This window comes from Patescibacteria group bacterium, from assembly GCA_034660655.1.
Lineage (GTDB): Bacteria > Patescibacteriota > Patescibacteriia > JAACEG01 > JAACEG01 > JAACEG01.
This window is the reverse complement of record JAYEJU010000022.1, coordinates 40,024-43,646: the sequence shown is the minus strand read 5'-3', so window position 1 is coordinate 43,646 and position 3,623 is coordinate 40,024. Positions and strand designations below refer to the sequence as shown.

Genomic DNA, 3,623 nt, shown 5'->3' with positions numbered 1-3,623 from the left:
ATTTTAAAAATATTTTACGGCGTTTTTAAAATGTTTTAATTTTGCTTTATCAGCTCCATATTCTTTTTCAACAGTGATAACATCTATTTGATATTCATTACTTAATTTATTTTCAAGAATATATTTTTCGCTTGCCTTAATCAGCTTTTTTTGCTTGGCAAAATTCACTGATTCTTCTGGGGCGCCAAACCTTCTGCTACTTCTCGTTTTTACTTCAATAAAAATAACTTTATATTTTAACTTGGCAACTATATCAATCTCTCCAAAATAATTTTTGTAATTTGTTTCTAAAATTTTATAACCGTTTTTAACAAGATATTTTTTGGCTGTCTCTTCCCCCCAGTTCCCAAACCGTTGATTTTTATTTAACATATCTATTTCTGAAAAATCATTCCAAAATGATATTTCCCGGCATCAAATTCATCAACCTGCTCTATGTTCAAACTATGAAATATTGCTTGCACATCGCCTTTATCTACTCTTAAATCAACTGCTGGACCTAGCGCAATATTACTTTTTTTCCAATCAACAATAACAATTTTCCCTTTATTTTTTATTAAACGCGCAGTCTCTTTCAAAATATTAAATTTTTGATTTGACTGAAACAAAACATTAATCAGCAAGCCCAAATCGAGAAAGTTAGAATTTATTTTTGTTAATCCATATATTTCCAGGTTTGCCCAAACTGTTTTTATATTATTAACGCTTTCAAAATCAACCATGGATTTTATGTTGTCAAGCGCTGTTTTTCTAATATCAACAGCGTAAACTAATCCTCTGTCTCCAACAAAATGAGAAGCTGGAAAACAAAAATAACCGTTAGCCCCGCATCCTAAGTCAGCAACAATCATCCCCTCCTCAATCCCAGCTTTTTCCAAAATTCCTTCAGCATTTAATAATTTGCTTCCGTTAGAAAATGAATTTTCCATAAAATAAAATTAATGATTGTAAATTAAATTATTTTTATTATAACATAAAAATAAAATCAAGTGAATAAAAAATAATTAAAAAACTATATGTAATTTATTTCGTGTATCTGCTAATGTCTCCAATAATCCCCATAGACGCTAAAAAAACAGCCATTGATGATCCGCCGTAACTGACTAACGGCAAAGTAACTCCTGTTAATGGCAACAGCCCGACCATAGCGCCGATGTTAACAAATTCTTGAATCGCAAACCAGCTTATTATCCCAAGAACAACTAAGCGAGAAAAATCATCATTGGATTGTTTCGCAATCTGAAAACCGCGAAAAATAATAAACAAAAATAAAGACATAAACAGAATTAAAAATAGAAATCCTATTTCTTCGGCAATAATGGCAAAAATTGAATCACCGATAACTTCCGGCAAATACAAAAATTTTTGTTTTGATTGCCCAAATCCAATTCCAAACCAGCCTCCAGATCCAATAGCTAAAAAAGCTTGGTTAATATGATAACTAATTCCTTGAATATCAAATTGCGGATTTAAAAATGACAGCAAGCGGTCTTTTTGATAATTTGGCGCGAATTTTAAAAAAATAGAAGACAGCGCGATTCCGCCAGCGACTATCCAAGCTAAATGGCTTTTTTTAGCTCCAGCTAAAAAATAAATAGAAAAAGCTGAAAGACCGATTATTATTGCCGTGCCTAAATCCGGCTGAAGCATAATTAAAATAAGAACTATCGCTGTTAAAAAAACAAATGGAAAAAACCCTTTATGAAGATCTTTTATATTTTTTTCTTTGCGTCTTGAAAACCAAATAGCCAGATAAATAATAAAAGACAGCTTCATTATTTCAGCTGGCTGAAAAGAAATGCTTCCGAGCTTTATCCAACTTCTTGATAAGCCATGGCTTAATCCGATTGATGGAATTAAAACTAAAACTAATAAAAACAAAGAAAGAAACATAAGAACAGGGGCAAATTTCTTTAATCTTTCAAAACCGATTTTAAAAGCAAGATAAAACAAAATAATACCAGGCAAAATTCCGTGCGTGATTTGCTGTTTAGCTATAAAATAGCTGTCATTATAATTTTTTAAAGAAACAACAGAACTGGCTGAAACTAAAAAACCCCAGCCGACAAAAACTAAAATTCCTATAGCTAAAAGAAAAAAATAATCTGGTGAATGTATCTTTCTTGACATCATAAAAAAGGTTAAACAATTTAAAACTGTGTTTATTATAGCAAAAAGAAATAACAAAAACAAAATAAACCATAAATTTTATTGACAGCAAAATATATTTTTTGTATAATAAATTATAGATTTATGAGTAGCTTGAGGGCTGCTCATTATTTTTACTAAAAAAAGATAACACAAATGCGCGAATAAATGTAAATGACGTTAATAAAAAATTTGCGGCATTCGCATTATAATTCGCGGCATTCGCATTATATTTATGTTAGATCAAAAACAATTTTTATTAGCTTTAAAACAAATTTGTGAAGAAAAAGGAATTTCTGAAAAACAGGTTATGGAAACAATAGAATCAGCTTTAGCAGCGGCTTACCGCAAGGATTATGGCAACAAATTACAAAATATTAAAGTAGATTTTGACCATAGCGGAGGCAATACTAAATTATACGACGTAAAAACAGTTGTTGAAGATATCCCTGAAATTGAAGAGAATGAAGAGGAAGAAAACAAAAAAGAAGCATTAGAAAATGATAAAAAAAATAAAGATGAGAAAGAAGAAAAAAATATAGATGAAGAAGAAATCAAAAAATTCAACCCTAAAACAGAAATTCAATTAAGTGAAGCAAAAGAAATCAAAAAAACTTATAAAATTGGAGATCAAATAATCACTAAATTAGAAACTCCTGATGAATATGGACGAATGGCGGCTCAAACAGCAAAGCAGGTTATTATTCAAAAATTGCGAGAAGCAGAACGCGATACTATATATGACAATATCAAAGAGAAAGAAAATAAAGTTGTTAGCGGTGTTATACAACGCTATGATTACAGGTGCGTTTTTGTGACTGTTGATAAAGCAACAGCTATATTACAGCCTGAATATCAAATAAAAAATGAACGATATGAAGTTGGCAACCAAATGAAATTTTTTATAGTCGCTGTTAACCAGACAATCAGAGGTCCTGAAATTATACTCTCGCGACGTAGCGAAGAAATCATTAAAGAACTATTTATTTTGGAAATTCCGGAAATATCCAGCAAAACAGTGGAAATAAAAAAAATAGCAAGAGAGGCTGGAGAGCGCGCGAAAGTAGCTGTGATTAGCAATGATGATTCAGTAGATCCTATTGGATCCTGTATTGGACAACGGGGAAATCGCATTCAAACAATTATTAATGAATTAAACGGAGAAAAAATTGACATTATTGAATATGACAAGAATATAGAAAAATTTATAATGAACTCACTTTCGCCAGCTAAAATATTGGCGTTAAAAATTGATGAAAAAAATCATTCGGCTATTGCTAAAGTAAAAGCAGACCAGCTTTCTTTGGCCATTGGCAAGGGCGGACAGAATGTAAGGCTTGCGGCAAAATTAACAGAATGGAAAATTGATATAGAAGAAATGAAAGAAAAAGAAAAAGATGATAAAAAGCCAAAAAAGAAAAAAGAAGAAAGCTCAAAAGCCAAAGACAAAGATGAAAAAAAAGATAAAGAAGAAA

The 3,623-nt window shown here is 30.9% G+C and carries 4 protein-coding genes; 1 reads left to right on the top strand and 3 read right to left on the bottom strand.

Annotated features, from left to right (window positions below):
* Nucleotides 1-3: 3 nt before the first annotated feature.
* From U9O55_01770 to U9O55_01760, 3 genes are all read right to left on the bottom strand, one after another.
* Nucleotides 4-372, bottom strand: coding sequence for a YraN family protein (locus U9O55_01770; GenBank protein MEA2088550.1), 369 nt, complete (start codon nucleotides 370-372; stop codon nucleotides 4-6).
* Nucleotides 373-374: 2 nt separating this feature from the next.
* Nucleotides 375-929 carry a methyltransferase domain-containing protein gene (locus tag U9O55_01765; GenBank protein ID MEA2088549.1) on the bottom strand — a complete coding sequence of 185 codons (555 nt, stop codon included), beginning with the start codon at nucleotides 927-929 and terminating at the stop codon, nucleotides 375-377.
* A gap of 94 nt (nucleotides 930-1,023) precedes the next feature.
* A complete protein-coding gene (locus U9O55_01760; protein MEA2088548.1) occupies nucleotides 1,024-2,133 on the bottom strand; it encodes a putative peptidoglycan glycosyltransferase FtsW in 1,110 nt (369 codons plus the stop codon).
* 250 nt (nucleotides 2,134-2,383) lie between these two features.
* On the opposite strand from U9O55_01760, the gene nusA reads away from it, so the two are divergent.
* A partial coding sequence (nusA, locus tag U9O55_01755; GenBank protein ID MEA2088547.1) for a transcription termination factor NusA occupies nucleotides 2,384-3,623 on the top strand: 1,240 nt, incomplete at its 3' end.

Excerpts from the sequence above, each read along its gene's own strand:
- U9O55_01765 (MEA2088549.1), bottom strand. The coding sequence starts at position 929 with ATGGAAAATTCATTTTCTAACGGAAGCAAATTATTAAATGCTGAAGGA.
- U9O55_01770 (MEA2088550.1), bottom strand. The coding sequence starts at position 372 with ATGTTAAATAAAAATCAACGGTTTGGGAACTGGGGGGAAGAGACAGCC.
- U9O55_01760 (MEA2088548.1), bottom strand. The coding sequence starts at position 2,133 with ATGATGTCAAGAAAGATACATTCACCAGATTATTTTTTTCTTTTAGCT.